This is a genomic window from Streptomyces sp. NPDC042002 (assembly GCF_055588305.1).
In genome coordinates, this window is record NZ_JBVJCT010000004.1 from 97,273 (window position 1) to 113,645 (window position 16,373).

The following is a 16,373-nucleotide window of genomic DNA, read 5'->3' on the forward strand; positions in this document are numbered from 1 at the left end:
CTCTCCCTGCGCCGCCTCTCCAATCGTGCCGAACCCCGCCCCTACCCCAGAAGGACCCCCCCCCCACCCCCCCCCCCCCCCCCCCCCGCCCCCCCCCCCCCCCCCCCCCCCCCCCCCCCCCCCCTGGGCCGTACAGGGCGTCCCGGAGCTGTCCCAGATGTACGCCGAGGCCGCGGAGGCCTGAAGCGTCCGAAGCGGCATCCGGGGGATCGTCCGGAGCGGCGCGATCCGCCCGCCGTCCGGCCTTGGACAGGGTTGATTCCCCTGCGTGCGTGTCGCCCGGTAAATGGCGATTTGCGTCGATAGTTTGCGCTGACCGACATGGCTGAGAGTGGGCAGGACCGGAATGGCTGTCGATCCGTTGACCGAACTGCACGACGTCGAGGCGAGACGGCCCGGCCGTACGGCGGTCGCGTCCCGCGCGAGGTCAACGCGCCGAGCCCCGCCGCCCAGGAACTGCCGCTCATGCCACCGCGGGCGGCAGTTCTCCTGGCGCTGGGGGCGCGGCAAGGTTCCGCGCCCTTCACGTATGAAGACTTCCTTGGTACTGGGAAGCTGATCGCGCCGATCCTCGACTACGATTTGCCGTTCATCCCCGTGGTGACGGTGATCGCGCCGATCTGCATCGGGATGTGTGTGCTGTTCTTCCGGTCCGCCCCGTGGGTGTTCCGGTGGGGGCGGCGCAGTCCCGAGACCGAGGCCGTGGACGTGGCTCCGGCCGAACCAGGGACGCTGCTGCCGGGTGGGGTACCCCCCCACAGCCCCGACACTGTAGGGGGAGCAGCAGCTCACAGGGCCAGGCCCGGCCGGCGGCAGCCGGAGATCACTGCTCGCGCAGGGGCACCGACACATACGACGGGTCGTGCTCCGGCGAAGAGAAGGTCAGCTGCGCGCCGGACGGGTTGTGCTCGATGTAGAGCGGGTCGACCGTGTCGACGACCAGGGCGAGACGATGCCCTGCCGGGACGTCGTAGGCCGTGGAGAACAGGTCCAGGTCCACACCGAACGGCTCGCCGGGCGTCTGCCCGTGGAAGGTGTACGGCGCGTTGCTGACCAGCTTGCCGAGGCCGAGCGGGCCCACGTCGTAGAGGTAGGCGACGAGGGTGCCGCTCTCCTTGGTGCCGGTCACCGTGGTGTGCAGCCTGACGGTGCCACGTATGCGCTGGGCGCTCGCGTACCGCTCCGACTGCCACACGGCGGCCCAGTAGCGCGGCAGCAGCGGGATCGCGGCCATCGGCGGAATCCGGGTGAGCTGGTCGAGGATGCTGGACAGGAAGATGATCCCGCCGTCCGCGCCCGAGTCGACGTTCGTGTGGATCCTGGTGGTGCCCTCGAGGTCGATCTTCCGCGTGGTCGCGCCGACCGACTTCCAGTCCGGGTAGCCCTCGTAGCCGCCCGTGGAACGGGACTTGAGCTGTACCGGCTGCTCGCGGTCGACGCCGTTGTCCTCGCCCGCCAGATAGTGGTCGAACCAGCGGCCGGTGTCGGTCCACACGTCGTTGGGGAGTCCGAACAGGCCGGTGATCTCGGGGGTGGCGTGGTCGCCCGGGCGGAACTCCAGCCGCTTGGGCCCGGTCAGCTCCCCGTAGAACTTCGCGTACTGGTTGGGCGAGAAGACCGTGTCGCCCCAGGCGTTGGCCATGAAGACGGCGGCACCGTTCTTGTTGAGCTGATCGACGTAGGTCTCGGGAGAACGTTTCTTCCCCCAGTCGATCAGATCCTGCTCCTTCGCCAGGTTCGAGGCGAAGAAGTCCTTCAACACCTGCTGGGTCTCGGCGCTGGGACGGCCGGTGATGTGGCCGACGCCGTCCAGCAGGGCCGCCGCCTGGACGTGTTCGGTACGGCCGGAGTAGATCGACGTGGTCAGGTCCGCCCAGCCGCTCAGCGCGGCGACCGCCTTGATGCGCTTGTCGTGCGCTGCGGCGAGCAGGCTGATCCCGGCGCCGTAGGAGACGCCCGCCACGCCGATCTTCCGTGCGTCGGCCGGGGTGTTGGCGAGGGCCCAGTCGATCACCTTGGACACGTCGGCGGTGTCGCGGGGGCCGGCGACGTCGATCTCCCCGCCCGACTGCCAGAAGCCGCGGACGTTGTAACTGACCACCACGTAGCCGGAGTTCGCGAGCTTCTGGGCCTGTGCGAGATACTCGATCTGCGGCAGGCCCCAGCTCGTGGGCAGCACGATGAGCGGGTAGCCGCGGGTGCCGTCGGCTCCCGCGGGGGTGACGACGTTGGCCTTGAGGATCGTGCCGCCGTCTCCGGAGATGTCGACGAAGCGGACGGCGTTCGTGCTGTCGGCGGCCTGGGCGGCGGCGGGCGCCAGGCCCAGGCCCGCCGCGGCGATCAGCGTCGCGGAGACGGCGCCGACGGCCGATGTGCGCAGGGGATTGCGACCGTTTCCCAACGGGTCACTCCTCACTCGACAGTGCAAAGTGACCCGACGGTAACTCCGGTGGCTTACTTGAAGTAACCCGTCGGTAAGTTACGTGCGAGTAACGATTATTGAAGTGTTCATTTCATCGTCCGAGACCCCGTCGGCCTGTGCTCACGCGGACGGCCGAAAAGCGTCGGCGTCCTGCGAACCGGGCGTCCTGCGAACCGGCCGCCAGGTGCCGAGCGCGCCGGCCGTCAGGCAGGCCAGGCCTGCGCTTCGGGGGCGCAAGGGTCATGTGCGCCGGCGCGGCCGGGGCGTGGCCGCCTTCGTCGTGGACTCCTCGTCCTGCTGGGGGTCCGTTGCCGGGTCCGGTGCCGGCGGCGTCGGCAGCGGTGTCTGGGCCGCGCGGGTGACGTCCGCGACGACCTCGACGACATCGGGGCCGTACGCCTGGGAGTTCGCGACCCTCAGGAGCAGGACGAAGCTGCTGCCGCCGTGCTTGCGGGCGAGACGCGTGTGGTTGCGGGCGAGATAGCGGGTCGCCGCCTGGTTGGTGATGGCGCGCTGGCCGCAGAAGAGGAAGACCGGTCTCACGTCACGGCTCTGGCCCGCGGTGAGCCGGGCCAGGATCACGTACTCGGCCTTGCCCGACTCCAGGCGGTAGTGCTCGGTGCCGATCTGGAAGGCGCCCCGGTCGGGCCCCGGTTCGGAGTCGACGTTGACATGGATGCCGGGCAGCAGGGAGTGCAGGTGTGCGGCCATGCGCCGGTTCGACGCCGGCCCGCCCACGCAGAACTCCGTCCGCTCGCCGAAACCCTGCTGGGTCGCGTCGTGCGCGATGACCTGGGCGTGCGCGCCGCAGTCCTTGATCAGTGCGGAGAGTTCGAGGAGCGCGAACACGTCGTGGCGCATCACCGTGAGTTCGGGGCCGCCCGCCTCGCGGTTCACCACCAGCAGTGACTCGGAGTTGTCGGGCAGCCCGAAGAACGCCTGCTTGCGGCGGAGCTTGCGCCTCCACAGATAGGTGCGGGCGAGCCAGCCGAGCGCGGCACTGATGCCGGCCGCCAGGACGCCGAGGACGATGTTGCGCACGTCGTCAGTCATGTGGGCGCATGCTAGCGGGCTCACGGAACCGTGTTCGAAGGGGCCTGACGCGGGCATGGCAGTGAAGTTACGCTGCGCAGACGGCTGTTGACTGGAGGTACGGATGCGACGCCCTCTTGCGAGGAATCTGACGGTCCTGGCGGTTTCGGCCGCGACGGTGTTAGTGGGTGCGGCGGCGCCGGGGGCGCCGACGGCGGGCACGGCCGCGAGGACGCCCGTCGCGAAGGTGCCCGTCGCGGTCGGCTACGGAGGCGCCGTGGCGAGCGTCGACGCGGACGCCTCCGCCGCCGGCATCGAGGTGCTGAAGAAGGGGGGCAACGCCGTCGACGCGGCCGTCGCCACGGCGGCGGCCCTCGGCGTCACCGAGCCCTACTCGTCCGGCATCGGCGGGGGCGGCTACTTCGTCTACTACGACGCCAAGTCCCGTACGGTGCATACGATCGACGGACGCGAGACGGCACCCCTGACCGCCGACTCCGGACTGTTCCTGGAGAACGGCAAGCCGCTCGCCTTCGCGGACGCCGTCACCAGCGGGCTGAGCGTGGGCACACCGGGCACGCCCGCCACCTGGCAGACCGCCCTGGACACTTGGGGCAGCAGACGGCTGGGCACCGTCCTGAAACCCGCCGAGCGCATCGCCCGCGCCGGGTTCACGGTCGACGCGACCTTCCGCTCGCAGACCGAGTCGAACGAGGACCGCTTCAAGGACTTCCCCGCCACCGCGAAGCTCTTCCTGCCCGGTGGCTCGCTGCCGGCCGTCGGCTCGACCTTCAAGAACCCCGAACTGGCGCGAACGTACGAGGAGTTGGGCAGGAAGGGAATGGGCGCGGTCTACGACGGCGACCTCGGGCGGGAGATCGTCCACACCGTCGACAAGCCTCCCGTGGACCCCGCGTCCGGCTACAACGCCCGCCCCGGCAAGCTGTCCCTGAAGGATCTCGCGACGTACGAGGCGAAGCGCCAGGCGCCCACCAGGACTTCGTACCGCGGTCTGAACGTCTACTCCATCGCGCCCTCCTCCTCCGGCGGCACCACCGTCGGCGAAGCGCTCAACATCCTGGAGAAGACGGACCTTTCGAAGGCGAGCCAGACGCAGTACCTGCACCACTACATCGAGGCGAGCCGCATCGCGTTCGCGGACCGGGGCCGCTGGGTGGGCGACCCGGCCTTCGAGCACGTACCCACCAAGGGCCTGCTCTCGCAGAAGTACGCGGACGGCCGGGCCTGCCTCATCAAGGACGACGCGGTGCTGACGAGCCCGCTGGCGCCGGGCGACCCGAGCCGTCCCGCCGCCTGCGCCACCGCCGGAACGGCCGCGCCGACGACGTACGAGGGTGAGAACACGACCCATCTGACCGTGGCCGACAAGTGGGGCGACGTCGTCGCCTACACCCTGACCATCGAGCAGACCGGCGGCAGCGGGATCACCGTCCCGGGACGCGGCTTCCTCCTCAACAACGAACTGACGGACTTCTCCTTCGCCCCGGCCAACCCGGCCGTGCACGACCCCAACCTGCCGGGTCCCGGCAAGCGCCCGCGCTCGTCGATCTCGCCGACCATCGTGCTCGACCGGACCGGCAGGCCCGTCGTGGCGCTCGGTTCGCCGGGCGGCGCGAGCATCATCACGACCGTGCTGCAGACACTCACCGAGTTCGTCGACCGGGGCCTCCCGCTGGTCGACGCGATCGCCGCACCACGTGCCAGCCAGCGCAACGCCGCCCGGACCGAACTCGAACCCGGCCTGTACGACAGTCCGTTGAGGGCGCGGCTCGAAGGCATCGGGCACTCCTTCACGCTGAACCCGGAGATCGGCGCGGCGACCGGCGTCCAGCGTCTCGCGAACGGCAAGTGGCTGGCCGCGGCGGAGAAGGTCCGGAGGGGCGGAGGATCGGCCATGGTCGTGCGGCCCACGCCGTAGCGCTCGTGCCGCGGGGCAGGAACACCCTTCCGCCCCGCGGCAGTCGACGCCCGAGCGGTCAGCGCGCGGTCAGCGTGCCGTCAGGATGCGGGGGCCCGAGTCCGTGATGGCCACCGTGTGCTCCGCGTGGGCCGCCCGGGAGCCGTCGTTGGTGCGCAGCGTCCAGCCGTCGGGGGCCTCGTGATAGCCGTCCGTGCCGCCGCCGATGAGCATCGGCTCGATGGCGAGGACCATCCCGTGCCGCAGCCGCAGTCCGCGGCCGGGACGGCCCTCGTTCGGGACCGGCGGGTCCTCGTGCATCCGGCGGCCCACGCCGTGCCCGCCGAAGCCCTCCGGGATGCCGTACCCCGCCGCGCGGCACACGGTGCCGACGGCGTGCGCGATGTCCCCGATGCGGTTGCCGACGACGGCCGCCTCGATACCCGCGGCCAGCGCCCGCTCGGCGGTCCGCACGAGCCGCACGTCGTCGGCGCGCGGCTCGCCGACGATGAAGCTGATCGCCGAGTCGCCCACCCAGCCGCCCAGTTCGGCGCCGAAGTCGATGGAGACCAGGTCGCCGTCCCGCAGCCGGTGGCGGGTCGGGATGCCGTGCACGATCGCCTCGTTCACGGAGGCGCAGATGACCGCGGGGAAGGGCGTGGGCGCGAAGGAGGGGCGATAGCCGAGGAAGGGCGAGCGCGCGCCCGCGTCGCGCAGGACCTGGTGCGCCACCTCGTCCAGCTCCAGGAGGGAGACGCCCACGTCGGCGGCCTCCCGTACCGCCGTGAGCGCCTTGCCCACGACCTGGCCGGCCGCGTGCATCTCGTCGATCGATGTGTCCGTCTTCAGTTCCACCATGCCAATTACTATACCGGTATTAGAATGGGTCCATGGTGCGAAACCCCTTGACCCCCGAAGAGCGCGAACGCGGCGAGCGGCTCGGCCGGTTGCTGCGGGAGGCCCGCGGAGGGCGCAGCATGACGGACATCGCGGGGGTGGCCGGGATCTCCGCGGAGACACTGCGCAAGATCGAGACCGGCCGGGCGCCCACGCCGGCCTTCTTCACGGTCGCGGCGCTGGCGCGGGCCCTCGGACTCTCGATGGACGACCTTGTCGTGCGGTGCGCGTTGGTGCCGGTGGTCTGACGGCCTCAACGGTTGTGGCGACCGGCCGCGCCTGCCGGTCGGCGCACGGCCTGCCGGTCGCCTGTCTCCGTCGTCGCAGGGCTCGCCGGTCGGCCGCCCCTGTCGTCGGCAGGGCTTGCCGGTCGGCCGCCCCTGCCGGGGGTGGTTCGGTCGGTGTGGCGGGGCGCCGGCGCGGGGTCGCGTGTCCCGGTTTCGCGTGCCTGTGGTCGTGCGCGATCAAGAGATTGTTGAATTCATGGAATATCCCCTTGTCGTCTACGCGCGTAGTCACTAACCTCCGGCCATGTCGAACACCAACGCCCGCTCCGGCGTGGCGACTTCGCAGGAGCCGCCTCCCGGCGAGGCGCGGCCTTCCACCCGTACGGACCCCAGGGCCAGGCGCGGACGCCGCGCGCGCACGGTCGTGCGGCTCGTCTGCACCGACCTCGACGGCACCCTGCTCGACTCGGCCGGCGCCATCCGCGAGCGCACCCTGAGCACGCTCGCGGAGGCGGGGCGGGCCGGGGTGGCCGTGGTGGGGGTGACCGGACGGCCACCCCGGGACACCCTGGACCTGGCCAGGCGCTACGGCCTCACGGGGCCCATCGTGTGCGGCAACGGCGCGGTGACCGTCGATGTCGCGTCGGGGCGGCTGCTGGACTGCCGGGGGTTCGGCCCCGGCGACGCGGCGGGGATCCTGCGCGCGGCGCGGGACGCGGTGCCCGGGATCGCGGTGGGGGTCGACTCCGTGTCCGGGCTCCGGCTGGACGCGGCCTTCGTCCGGCTGGTACCGAACCTCTGGCGCCACATGCCGGTTGAGCGCGCGTCCGCACCGGTGGACGCGGACCCGGTGGTCAAGATCCTCGTCGCCCACCCGATGCTGCTCGTGGACGAACTGGCCGCCGTGCTCGCCTCGGTCATCGGTGACCGCGCGGTGATCACGCGGTCCACCGGCGACTTCCTCGAACTGTCCGCCCCCGGCGTCGACAAGGGGGAGGCGCTGCGTTTGCTCGCCGAACGGCGCGGACTCCCGCTGGAACACACCGCCGCCGTCGGGGACATGCCCAACGACATCCCCATGCTGCGCGCGGCCGGACTCGCCGCCGCCGTCGCCAACGCCCACGAGGACACCCTGCGCGCCGCCGACATCGTGCTGCCCAGCAACGACGACGAAGGCGTCGCCGCCCTCATCCGGCTCGTCCTGCCCCGTACGGCTGCGGGGGAGACGCGCCGCATCTGAGAACGCGGTCCCCGGGCGTTCGGCGTGCTCGTACGGGAGTACGACGAGGTGGCCACCGTTGAGCGCTCCGCGTCCGTGCCGAAAACTCCCCGTAGTCGATCCGTAACACGGCTGCTGTTTTCTATCGGGTCGGAGTACTCACGTCGGGCGGGGAGTCGGGCTATGGCTGTAGAACAACTCCCGGGACAGGTACTGGAGTTCGCGCGGTACCTGAACGGGCTGGTGGAGCGGCTCGACCGGGGCGGCGGCTGGTGCGGGGTCTTCTGGCAACGCGACCCCGACGGTATGCGGGCGTGTCTGGAGGGCTGGGAAGTGCCACCCTGGGACGTCGTGGAGGCGCTCCTCCAGGACGTCCTCGCGGAGTACGGGGAGCGAGCCGCCGCTCAGGAGACGGGCCGGGCCCGCGCCCTGCACGACGCCTCGCTGGCCGCGTACGACGCCCGTCCAGGGGGCCGGGACGCCCTCGGCGACCGCCTGGACGTCATGCTCCGCGAACAGCGCTACGCCGCCGAACGCCAGGCCGAACTGAGCGGACTGCTTCCCTCGGCCGCATCCCGGGAAGCGGCCGAGGAGATCCACCTGGACCTCGCCTGGGCTCAGGACGATCACGTACGCGCCACCGCCCGCTGCACCGAACTGCGCCACCGCATGGACAACGTCGACCGTCACGCCCTGCGCACCCGCGCACAGGGCACGCCGAGCTTTCCGGCCTCCGCCACCGGGGACGGCGCGTGGGCGCGGCAACCGGAGAACTGGGCGGACCCGTCCGACGGGGACCCGCCCGAACGGGACCCCGCCCAAAGGGGCTCCGCCGGAGGGGACCCGTCCGAGACGGGAGGCGCCCGGCGCGGCTCGGAGACAGGTACGCCCGGCATGCGCTCCGGCGCACATCCCAGCGCGCGAGCGGGCGCACACGATCCCACCGCGAGCCCCATCGCCCGTTTCCCAGCCTCCGGCCCCGGGCAATCCCCCGGCCCCCGCCCGACGGTCTCCGAGCAGGCGGGGCCCTGGTCCCCTCCGACGGGCCCCGCGCCCGCCGCGGAGCCCGGGTCTCCGCCGGCGGACCTCGCGCCGCGCGGCGAGCGGGCGTACGACCAAGTCGCCCCGCCGGCCCCGCTGAACGACAGCACGACCCCTCCCGGTCCTGGCACGTACCCGAAGAGACGCTCCAAGCGCCGCCCCCGGGGCAGCGCCCGCTTCGCCGGGATGACGGAGCCGGACGCGGCGCCCATGGCCGTACCGGAGACGGCACCGATGCTGCCCGCACCGCCCGAGCAGGGCAGGCGCACGCCCCGCGGCGCACGCTTCGCGGGGGCCGCCGAGGAACCCGCGCGCCCGCGGGCGGAGACGAAGACGGAACCGCCGGACCCGGACGCGCGCCGGCTCACCGCGGAGACCGTCGCGACGCTCACGCGGCTGCGGAGCGAGGGCCGCAGCGGCGAGGCGCACGCCCTGCTCGTCGAAGCGGCGTACTGGCCCCCGGCACGCTTCCCCCTGCTCGCCGCCGAACTCCACCGCGCCGGCCTCGACGCCGACTGGGCCACCCTGCTCTGGGAGGCGGCCTCGCTGCCCGCCGACCGGCTGGTCGCCGCGGCCGACGCGCTCACCGCGGTCGGCCGTACCGACGACGGCCGGCAGATGCTGCGCCAGGGTGTCACCCGGCCCGCACCCGAGATCGGCGCCGCCGTGCTCGGCCTCGCCGACGAGGGCCGCGGTCGCGAGATCGGCGCGCTCCTCGACGCGTACGTCCGCGTGCGCACCCCGGAGGAGGCCGCCCGCAGCGCCGAGACGGACCCGCAGCGCCTCGTGCCGCTCCTCCTCCAGGCGGCCCGGAGCGTGTCCGACGAATGTCAGTGGGACCTGGTCCACGCCTTGCGCGTCGCCGGCTTCACGGCGTGACCGCCCGCCCGGCGGGACGGTCACGCGACCCGGCCGGCCCCGCCTCCGCTCCCGCCCGCGGACGGCGGGGCGCGCGCGAGTGCCGTCGCCCGCCGTGTCCTCCGATCGGCCGCACCGGCCGGACCCACCGGCCACGTCACTCACCCGTGGGGGTCAGAAACGTGATCGACTCAGCGGGTTAACGACGATGGTCTTGGCAAGGCTGTCCGGGGGGCTTACTTTCGAGCCTCTACAGCCTTTGTCTACGGGCGTAGAGGCTCTCTGACGTCCCGTCGAAGGAGCAGCTCATGGCCAACGTCGTACGTGCCGCCCTGGTCCAGGCCACCTGGACCGGCGACACCGCATCCATGGTCGCCAAGCACGAGGAACACGCCCGCGAGGCGGCCCGGCAGGGTGCCAAGGTCATCGGATTCCAGGAAGTCTTCAACGCCCCCTACTTCTGCCAGGTCCAGGAGCCGGAGCACTACGGCTGGGCTGAGCCGGTCCCCGATGGGCCCACCGTCACCCGTATGAGGGAGCTCGCGCGCGAGACCGGCATGGTGATCGTCGTCCCCGTGTTCGAGGTCGAGCAGTCCGGCTTCTACTACAACACCGCGGCCGTGATCGACGCCGACGGCACCTACCTCGGCAAGTACCGCAAGCACCACATCCCGCAGGTGAAGGGCTTCTGGGAGAAGTACTACTTCAAGCCCGGCAACCTCGGCTGGCCCGTCTTCGACACGGCCGTCGGCCGGATCGGCGTCTACATCTGCTACGACCGGCACTTCCCCGAAGGCTGGCGGCAGCTCGGCCTGAACGGCGCCCAGCTCGTGTACAACCCGTCCGCCACCTCCCGCGGTCTGTCCGCCCATCTCTGGCAGCTGGAGCAGCCCGCGGCGGCCGTCGCCAACGAGTACTTCATCGCCGCGATCAACCGGGTCGGGCAGGAGGAGTACGGCGACAACGACTTCTACGGGACCTCGTACTTCGTCGACCCGCGCGGACAGTTCGTCGGCGAGACGGCGAGCGACAAGGCCGAGGAACTCATCGTCCGCGACCTGGACTTCGACCTCATCGAGGAAGTACGCCGGCAGTGGGCGTTCTACCGCGACCGGCGCCCCGACGCCTACGAAGGGCTGGTGCAGCCATGACCGACCTGTACGCCCGCCACCAGGCCGTCCTGCCCGACTGGCTCGCCCTCTACTACGAGGACCCGATCGAGATCACCCACGGCGAGGGCCGCCACGTCTGGGACGCCGAGGGCAACAAGTACCTCGACTTCTTCGGCGGCATCCTCACCACGATGACCGCTCACGCCCTTCCCGAGGTGACCAAGGCGGTCAGCGAGCAGGCCGGCCGGATCATCCACACCTCGACGCTCTACCTCAACCGGCCGATGGTCGAACTCGCCGAGCGCGTAGCCCAGTTGTCCGGCATCCCCGATGCCCGCGTCTTCTTCACCACCTCCGGCACCGAGGCCAACGACACCGCCCTGCTGCTCGCCACCGCGCACCGGCGGAGCAACCAGATCCTGGCCATGCGCAACAGCTACCACGGCCGGTCGTTCAGCGCGGTCGGGATCACCGGCAACAAGGGCTGGTCACCCACCTCCCTTTCACCGCTCCAGACGCTGTACGTGCACGGCGGCGTCCGCACCCGCGGTCCGTACGCCGACCTCGGCGACGCCGCGTTCATCGACGCCTGTGTCGACGATCTCAGGGACCTGCTCGGCCATGTCCGCCCGCCCGCGGCGCTGATCGCCGAACCCGTCCAGGGCGTCGGCGGCTTCACCGCACCGCCCGACGGCCTGTACGCGGCCTTCCGTGACGTCCTCCAGGAGTACGGGATCCTCTGGATCTCCGACGAGGTGCAGACGGGCTGGGGCCGCACCGGTGAGCACTTCTGGGGCTGGCAGGCCCACGCCGCCTCCGGCCCGCCCGACATGCTCACCTTCGCCAAGGGCATCGGCAACGGCATGTCCATCGGCGGCGTCGTCGCCCGCGCCGAGATCATGAACTGCCTCGACTCCAACTCCATCTCCACCTTCGGCGGTTCACCCGTCACGATGGCGGCGGGGCTCGCGAACCTCACCTACCTCCTCGAACACGACCTCCAGGGCAACGCCCGGCGCGTCGGCGGCCTGCTCATCGAACGGCTCCGCGCGGTCGCCGCGCAGTTCGACGGTGTACGCGAGGTACGCGGGCGCGGACTGATGATCGGCATCGAGCTCGTCCGGCCCGGCACCGACCGGGCGAACCCCGAGGGAGCCGCGGCCGTACTCGAAGCGGCCCGCGAGGAAGGCCTGTTGATCGGCAAGGGCGGCGGTCACGACACCAGCGTGCTGCGCATCGCACCGCCGCTCTCCCTCACCGTCGCGGAGGCGGAGGAGGGCGCGGCGATCCTGGAACGCGCCCTGAGGCGGGCCCAGTAAACAGATCGTGAGCAAGGGCGGGTGAGCCGAAGAGGCGGACGGTGTCGAGGACCCCGGCGCGCGAAGACCCGAAGGGCCGGGTACGCGCCGGGTCCTCGGCACCGGCCGCAGCGATCCGGAGGCGAACCGAGCCACAGAAAAAGGGGAACGCCGCCATGACCACCGCCTTGGAACCCGCCCTGTCGGTACGCCAGGTCCTCGCCCTGGACCGGGTGCTCGCCGGAGAGCCCGAGGTGGTGGCCGGCGCCGGACACCTCGACCGGTCCGTCCGCTGGGTGCACGTCGCCGAGGCCGCCGACGTGGGCGTCATGCTCAGCGGCGGCGAAATGGTCCTCACCACCGGGGTGTTGCTCGCGGGTGACCCCGACGCCCAGGCCGAGTACATCCGCTCGCTGCACCGCGCCGAGGCCGCGGCCGTCGTCCTCGGGCTCGGCCGGGCCTTCCCCGCGCCGCCGGACGTGATGCGCCGGGCCGCCGAACGCTGCGGACTGCCGATGGTGGTCCTCCACCGGCCTTTCCCCTTCGCCGAGTTGACGGAGGAGGTGCAGTCCCGGCTGGTGCGGAGCAAGTTCGCCGCCGTGAGCCTCTCCGAGGCCGTACGCACCGCGCTCACCGGACTCATCACGACGGGGGCCCCGCTCCAGCGGATGCTCGACGAGATCGCCGTGCACGCCGCCTGCCCCGTCGTCGTCACCAACCTCGCCCACCGGGTCCTCGCCACCGCCGGTGAACGCTCCGCCGTCGACGACGTGTTGCGCGACTGGGACCGCATCGCCCGGCAGGCGGGCGGCAGCGAGGGCGACGGCTGGATCCGCGCAGAACTGGGCGGCCGGGGCGAGAGATGGGGCCGCATCGTGCTGTGCGGCCACCGGGGCGACGCGGCGACCGGGCGGCTGCTCGCCGACCGTGCCGCCGAGGCCCTCGTCCTGCACCGCATGCTCGGCGGCTCCGCCCACACCTGGGAGGAGGAGTCCGCGCAGGGCCTGCTGACCGACCTGGTGAGCGGTGTCGTACCGGCCCGCCAGCTCCTGCCACGCGCGCGGGCCGCCGGACTGCCCGTCAACCGCCGCACCTTCGTCCCCCTGGTGGTCCGCAACGGCGACCCCGCCCAGCTCGACCGCGTACTACGGCTGCTGGGGCTGCCGGGGCTCGTCGCCGAACTGTCCGACGGAGCCACCGCCCTGCTGCTCAGCCTTGCCCGGGACCAGGACGCGGACGCCCTGGCCGCGCACTTCGCCCTGCGGCTGAGGCACGAGACCGGCGTCCCCACCACGGTGGCCGCCGCCGCACCCCGTACCGCCTGGGACGACGTCCCCGCCGGACTGCGCGAAGCCCTGCACGTCGCCGAGGCCGCCGCCGACACACCCGCCGACCAGGACCGGCCCGCGCTGGTGCGGCTGCGTGACGTCCATCTGCGCGGCCTGGTCCGGCTGCTCCGGGACGACCCGCACGTCCAGTCGTTCGCGGAACGGGAACTCGACGGGCTGCTCTGCGGTCCGCAGGCCGACCCGCGGCTCCTGCCCGTCCTGCGGACCTATCTCGCCACCGGCCGCAACAAGTCGCGCACCGCCCAGCTCCACCACGTCAGCCGGCCCGCGCTCTACCGCCGTCTGGAGGTCATAGAGGCGCGCCTCGGTGTCGACCTCGACGACTTCGAACAGGCCGCCTCCGTCCACATCGCGCTGCTCGCGCACGACGCACAACAACGGTGAACCCCCGATGGGCAACAGCGGTGAAACACACGACGACCCAGGTGAAACACGGAACGACGCGGAGGTGACACCGTGGAACGGCACAGCACTTCGGACGTGACACGGTGCAACTCAAAGACCGGGTCCGGGATTCCTAAGCTCCTCGCACACCGAGCGAGTGGAGGTCCCGATGAGCAGAGTGATCCGCGCCGCCGTCTTCCAGACCGCATGGACCGGCGACAAGGAATCGATGATCCAGGTCCACGAGCAGGCGGCCCGCGACGCGGCCGCGCAGGGCGCACAGGTCCTGTGCTTCCAGGAGCTGTTCTACGGACCGTACTTCTGCCAGGTCCAGGACAAGGAGTTCTACGCGTACGCCGAGCAGATCCCCGAAGGCCCGATCGTCCGGCGCTTCCAGGCGCTGGCGAAGGAACTGGGCCTCGTCCTCGTGCTGCCGATGTACGAGGAGGAACAGCCCGGCGTCCTGTACAACACCGCGGCCGTGATCGACGCCGACGGCTCCTACCTGGGCAAGTACCGCAAGACCCACATTCCCCAAGTGCCCGGATTCTGGGAGAAGTTCTACTTCCGGCCCGGGAACTCCGGCTGGCCCGTCTTCGACACGGCCGTCGGCCGGATCGGCGTCTACATCTGCTACGACCGGCACTTCCCGGAGGGCTGGCGGGCGCTCGGCCTCGCGGGTGCCGAGATCGTCTTCAACCCGTCGGCCACCTCGCGCGGCCTGTCGGGCTACCTCTGGCAGCTGGAGCAGCCGGCCGCGGCCGTCGCCAACGAGTACTTCGTGGGCGCGATCAACCGGGTGGGTGTCGAGGAGTACGGCGACAACGACTTCTACGGGACCTCGTACTTCGTGGACCCCGAGGCGCAGTTCGTCGGGGAGGTGGCGAGCGACAAGGAGAGCGAACTCGTCGTCCGCGACCTGGACATGGCCAGACTCCGCGAGGTCCGCGACCGGTGGCAGTTCTACCGCGACCGCGCCCCGGGCGCCTACGGGCCGCTGACCGCGCCCTAGGGCCTCCCCGGGCCACGGACCCGGACCGGCTCCGGGCGCCGGACGGCGGCGCCCGGAGCCACCCGCGGCACGGCGGTCCGCACGGCCCCGCCCGCGAACCGCCCCACGAGCCTCCTCACCAGGAAACAGCGCCGACCTCGGCCCCCGACAGCCTCGCAACCCCCTCAGCGCACACACGACCGGAAGGAGAGGCAGCATGAGCCGTACCGTCATCCGGGGTGGTCTCGTCATCACCGCGTCCGACGAGATCCACGCCGACGTCCTGATCGAGGACGGCCGGATCGCCGCCCTCGCCGCGACGGGCACGCCCGCGGCCGAGTCGTGGACGGCCGAGCGCGTCATCGACGCCGCCGGCAAGTACGTCATCCCGGGCGGTGTCGACGCCCACACCCACATGGAGCTGCCCTTCGGCGGCACCTTCGCCTCCGACACCTTCGAGACCGGTACCCGGGCCGCCGCCTGGGGCGGCACCACCACCATCATCGACTTCGCGGTCCAGAGCGTCGGCCACTCCCTGCGCGAGGGCCTCGACGCCTGGAACGCCAAGGCCGACGGCAAGTGCGCCATCGACTACGCCTTCCACATGATCGTCTCCGACGTCAACCAGGAGACGCTCAAGGAGATGGACCTGCTGGTCGAGGAGGGCGTCACCTCCTTCAAGCAGTTCATGGCCTACCCGGGCGTCTTCTACAGCGACGACGGCCAGATCCTGCGCGCCATGCAGCGCTCCGCCGAGAACGGCGGCCTCATCATGATGCACGCCGAGAACGGCATCGCGATCGACGTGCTCGTCGAACAGGCCCTGGCCCGCGGCGAGACCGACCCGCGCTACCACGGGGAGGTGCGCAAGGCGCTCCTGGAGGCGGAGGCCACCCACCGCGCCATCAAGCTCGCCCAGGTCGCGGGTGCTCCGCTCTACGTCGTGCACGTCTCCGCCACCGAAGCGGTCGCCGAGATCGCCCGCGCACGCGACGAAGGCCTGAACGTCTTCGGCGAGACCTGCCCCCAGTACCTGTTCCTGTCGACCGACAACCTCGTGGAACCCGACTTCGAGGGTGCGAAGTACGTGTGCAGTACGCCCCTTCGGCCCAAGGAGCACCAGGCGGCCCTGTGGCGCGGCCTGCGCACCAACGACCTCCAGGTCGTGTCGACGGACCACTGCCCGTTCTGCTTCACCGGCCAGAAGGAGCTCGGCCGGGGCGACTTCTCGAAGATCCCCAACGGCCTTCCCGGCGTCGAGAACCGCATGGACCTGCTCCACCAGGCCGTCGTCGACGGACACATCTCCCGGCGCCGCTGGATCGAGATCGCCTGCGCCACCCCGGCCCGGATGTTCGGCCTGTACCCGAAGAAGGGCACCATCGCGCCCGGCGCCGACGCCGACGTCGTGATCTACGACCCGCACGCCGAGCAGATCATGTCGGTCGAGACCCACCACATGAACGTCGACTACTCGGCGTACGAGGGCAAACGCGTCACCGGACGGGTCGAGACCGTGCTCTCACGGGGCGAACCGGTCATCACCGAGCGGGAGTTCACCGGACGCGCGGGTCACGGCGTCTACACCCCGCGTTCCACCTGTCAGTACCTTCTCTGAGCGACCA

Annotated in this window: 12 protein-coding genes and 1 pseudogene; 10 read left to right on the forward strand and 3 right to left on the reverse strand. The window is 71.5% G+C overall.

The features are described from left to right. Positions 1–522 precede the first annotated feature (522 nt). Positions 523–750 (forward strand): annotated as a pseudogene (locus ACZ6KY_RS08125) (amino acid ABC transporter permease); the annotation flags it as partial. Between the two features lie 73 nt (positions 751–823). On the opposite strand, the gene ACZ6KY_RS08130 reads toward ACZ6KY_RS08125, so the two are convergent. Together ACZ6KY_RS08130 and ACZ6KY_RS08135 are read right to left on the reverse strand one after the other, a co-directional pair. Next, complete coding sequence (locus ACZ6KY_RS08130; protein WP_469309484.1) at positions 824–2,401, reverse strand: alpha/beta fold hydrolase; 1,578 nt, start codon at positions 2,399–2,401, stop codon at positions 824–826. A 261-nt stretch (positions 2,402–2,662) separates the two neighbouring features. Beyond that, complete coding sequence (locus ACZ6KY_RS08135; protein ID WP_469309485.1) at positions 2,663–3,475, reverse strand: hypothetical protein; 813 nt, start codon at positions 3,473–3,475, stop codon at positions 2,663–2,665. A gap of 103 nt (positions 3,476–3,578) precedes the next feature. On the opposite strand from ACZ6KY_RS08135, the gene ggt reads away from it, so the two are divergent. Continuing rightward, positions 3,579–5,393 (forward strand): gamma-glutamyltransferase, encoded by a 1,815-nt coding sequence (gene ggt / locus ACZ6KY_RS08140; RefSeq protein WP_469309486.1) that lies wholly within the window; start codon positions 3,579–3,581, stop codon positions 5,391–5,393. A 69-nt stretch (positions 5,394–5,462) separates the two neighbouring features. Here ggt and map read toward each other — a convergent pair whose 3' ends face one another. Continuing rightward, entirely contained in the window at positions 5,463–6,230 is a 768-nt protein-coding gene (gene map / locus ACZ6KY_RS08145) for a type I methionyl aminopeptidase (protein WP_469309487.1), read from the reverse strand. Positions 6,231–6,262: 32 nt separating this feature from the next. On the opposite strand from map, the gene ACZ6KY_RS08150 reads away from it, so the two are divergent. The 8 genes from ACZ6KY_RS08150 (at position 6,263) to hydA (ending at position 16,366) form a co-directional block, all read left to right on the forward strand. Further along, on the forward strand, positions 6,263–6,517 hold the full coding sequence (locus tag ACZ6KY_RS08150; protein ID WP_469309488.1) for a helix-turn-helix domain-containing protein: 255 nt from the start codon (positions 6,263–6,265) through the stop codon (positions 6,515–6,517). Between the two features lie 283 nt (positions 6,518–6,800). Beyond that, positions 6,801–7,736 carry an HAD hydrolase family protein gene (locus ACZ6KY_RS08155; protein WP_469309489.1) on the forward strand — a complete coding sequence of 312 codons (936 nt, stop codon included), beginning with the start codon at positions 6,801–6,803 and terminating at the stop codon, positions 7,734–7,736. A gap of 162 nt (positions 7,737–7,898) precedes the next feature. After that, positions 7,899–9,635, forward strand: a complete 1,737-nt coding sequence (locus ACZ6KY_RS08160; RefSeq protein ID WP_469309490.1) for a hypothetical protein — start codon at positions 7,899–7,901, stop codon at positions 9,633–9,635. Positions 9,636–9,922: 287 nt separating this feature from the next. Then, on the forward strand, positions 9,923–10,765 hold the full coding sequence (locus ACZ6KY_RS08165; RefSeq protein ID WP_469309491.1) for a nitrilase-related carbon-nitrogen hydrolase: 843 nt from the start codon (positions 9,923–9,925) through the stop codon (positions 10,763–10,765). Then, positions 10,762–12,045, forward strand: coding sequence for an aspartate aminotransferase family protein (locus ACZ6KY_RS08170; protein WP_469309492.1), 1,284 nt, complete (start codon positions 10,762–10,764; stop codon positions 12,043–12,045). Before ACZ6KY_RS08165 ends, ACZ6KY_RS08170 begins: the two co-directional genes overlap by 4 nt. A 155-nt stretch (positions 12,046–12,200) precedes the next feature. After that, positions 12,201–13,757 carry a PucR family transcriptional regulator gene (locus ACZ6KY_RS08175; protein WP_469309493.1) on the forward strand — a complete coding sequence of 519 codons (1,557 nt, stop codon included), beginning with the start codon at positions 12,201–12,203 and terminating at the stop codon, positions 13,755–13,757. A gap of 169 nt (positions 13,758–13,926) precedes the next feature. Then, positions 13,927–14,769, forward strand: coding sequence for a nitrilase-related carbon-nitrogen hydrolase (locus ACZ6KY_RS08180; RefSeq protein WP_469309494.1), 843 nt, complete (start codon positions 13,927–13,929; stop codon positions 14,767–14,769). 196 nt (positions 14,770–14,965) lie between these two features. Then, positions 14,966–16,366 carry a dihydropyrimidinase gene (gene hydA, locus ACZ6KY_RS08185; RefSeq protein ID WP_469309495.1) on the forward strand — a complete coding sequence of 467 codons (1,401 nt, stop codon included), beginning with the start codon at positions 14,966–14,968 and terminating at the stop codon, positions 16,364–16,366. Positions 16,367–16,373 lie beyond the last annotated feature (7 nt).

Excerpts from the sequence above, each read along its gene's own strand:
- ACZ6KY_RS08135 (WP_469309485.1), bottom strand. The coding sequence starts at position 3,475 with ATGACTGACGACGTGCGCAACATCGTCCTCGGCGTCCTGGCGGCCGGC.
- ggt (WP_469309486.1), top strand. The coding sequence starts at position 3,579 with ATGCGACGCCCTCTTGCGAGGAATCTGACGGTCCTGGCGGTTTCGGCC.
- map (WP_469309487.1), bottom strand. The coding sequence starts at position 6,230 with ATGGTGGAACTGAAGACGGACACATCGATCGACGAGATGCACGCGGCC.
- ACZ6KY_RS08150 (WP_469309488.1), top strand. The coding sequence starts at position 6,263 with ATGGTGCGAAACCCCTTGACCCCCGAAGAGCGCGAACGCGGCGAGCGG.
- ACZ6KY_RS08155 (WP_469309489.1), top strand. The coding sequence starts at position 6,801 with ATGTCGAACACCAACGCCCGCTCCGGCGTGGCGACTTCGCAGGAGCCG.
- ACZ6KY_RS08160 (WP_469309490.1), top strand. The coding sequence starts at position 7,899 with ATGGCTGTAGAACAACTCCCGGGACAGGTACTGGAGTTCGCGCGGTAC.
- ACZ6KY_RS08165 (WP_469309491.1), top strand. The coding sequence starts at position 9,923 with ATGGCCAACGTCGTACGTGCCGCCCTGGTCCAGGCCACCTGGACCGGC.
- ACZ6KY_RS08170 (WP_469309492.1), top strand. The coding sequence starts at position 10,762 with ATGACCGACCTGTACGCCCGCCACCAGGCCGTCCTGCCCGACTGGCTC.
- ACZ6KY_RS08175 (WP_469309493.1), top strand. The coding sequence starts at position 12,201 with ATGACCACCGCCTTGGAACCCGCCCTGTCGGTACGCCAGGTCCTCGCC.
- ACZ6KY_RS08180 (WP_469309494.1), top strand. The coding sequence starts at position 13,927 with ATGAGCAGAGTGATCCGCGCCGCCGTCTTCCAGACCGCATGGACCGGC.
- hydA (WP_469309495.1), top strand. The coding sequence starts at position 14,966 with ATGAGCCGTACCGTCATCCGGGGTGGTCTCGTCATCACCGCGTCCGAC.